Below are 1539 nucleotides of genomic sequence, written 5' to 3' on the forward strand. Positions count from 1 at the left end.
AGCGACACACGAGGTTCGAACTCGTGACCTCAACCTTGGCAAGGTTGCGCTCTACCAGCTGAGCTAGTGTCGCATAGATTCTCATAAGAGAATGGAGGCGCGTCCCGGAGTCGAACCGAGGTCCACGGATTTGCAATCCGCTGCATAGCCACTCTGCCAACGCGCCTCAATATTCCTAAAGAAGTTACCATCTTTAGAATTTTTTGCCCTTAGCGAGTCACCCCGCTGCGGTACGTGGTGTAATTTACTGATTTTACAGAATCAGTCAACGAAAAATTATGACTTTTTATTTAACTGGTTAAATTCCATAACATCGAACCATAAATCAGCCCATAAATGATCAAAAACCAGACAATCTCACCTTTTGAACTTTAACTTGCTGGTGAGATTGCAGGACGTGATAACGATGCAGCAAAATCGTCATAACTAAATTCATTGAGTTTTTCGACACAACCATTACTACGACGGCAATAAATACTTGGCATACGCAGACCATTAAACCAATTTAGCTTCACCATGGTGTAACCTGCACTGTCTGCAATATGTAATTTCTGTCCAATCGTTAATGGCTGTTCAAAACTAGTAACACAGAATTGATCGCCAGCAAGACAAGAGCAACTACCAATCACGTATTCATGACTTCCCTCTTCTGAGGACTCTGTTATCGTTGCTGGTTCATTATAAATTAAGGTATCAAGTCGATGTGCTTCTGTCGCACTATCTACAATGGCTGTTTTCATACCGTTCTCGACAATATCAACCACGGTCACCACTAAGTCAGTCGTTTGGGTAATAATCGCTTCACCCGGCTCAAGATATAATTGAACACTAAAACGCTCTGCAAATGCCTTTAAAGCCGTTGCCAATTTTTCTAACTCGTAACCAGGCCATGTAAAGAAAACGCCACCACCTAAGCTAACCCAATCAAGCTTTAATAAGTAACGTCCAAAGCGCTCTGATATTGAATCGAGCAATGCAATAAATGCATCAGCACTTTTGTTTTCACAGTTCATGTGAAACATTGCGCCTTCTAAATCATCGAATAAGTCATCAGTTAAAAGGTTCTCTTGAACCCCTAGGCGTGAATACTGACGAGCAGGATCTGCTAAATCTTGTCCTGCACAGCTGATCCCCGGATTTAAACGTAGACCAACAGAGGCTTTACCGTCGGCTAAATGGCGATGAGCTTGTAATTGAGAGACTGAGTTAAAAATGATTTTATTACAGTACTGCAGCACATCTTCTACGTCTTCTTGGCTATATCCCACACTATAAGCATGAGTTTCACCACCGAATTTTTCAGCACCTAACCTAACTTCAAATGGCCCACTACTGGTTGTGCCATCAAGATAAGGCTTCATAACATCAAATACGCCCCATGTGGAAAAGCACTTCAATGCAAGAACGAGTTTTACTCCAGATAATTGTTTTAACTTTTTAGCTTGTTCTAAATTGTTGATCAGCTTCTGCTCATCAATCATGAAATATGGCGTTTTCAATGCGGCTTTCTCTTTTATATAAATAAGAAAGCGAGCCTGC

1 protein-coding gene and 2 tRNA genes are annotated in these 1539 nt (G+C 41.5%); all 3 read right to left on the minus strand.

The features are described from left to right. A tRNA-Gly gene (locus E5A76_RS15895) sits at positions 1 to 73 on the minus strand. A 19-nt stretch (positions 74 to 92) separates the two neighbouring features. Continuing rightward, positions 93 to 166 (minus strand) — tRNA-Cys (locus E5A76_RS15900). A gap of 205 nt (positions 167 to 371) precedes the next feature. Further along, positions 372 to 1481, minus strand: a complete 1110-nt coding sequence (gene nspC, locus E5A76_RS15905) for a carboxynorspermidine decarboxylase (RefSeq protein WP_187695663.1) — start codon at positions 1479 to 1481, stop codon at positions 372 to 374. Positions 1482 to 1539 lie beyond the last annotated feature (58 nt).

Origin of the sequence: Photobacterium lucens (assembly GCF_009873615.1) — a bacterium.
Classification (GTDB): Bacteria; Pseudomonadota; Gammaproteobacteria; order Enterobacterales; family Vibrionaceae; genus Photobacterium; species Photobacterium lucens.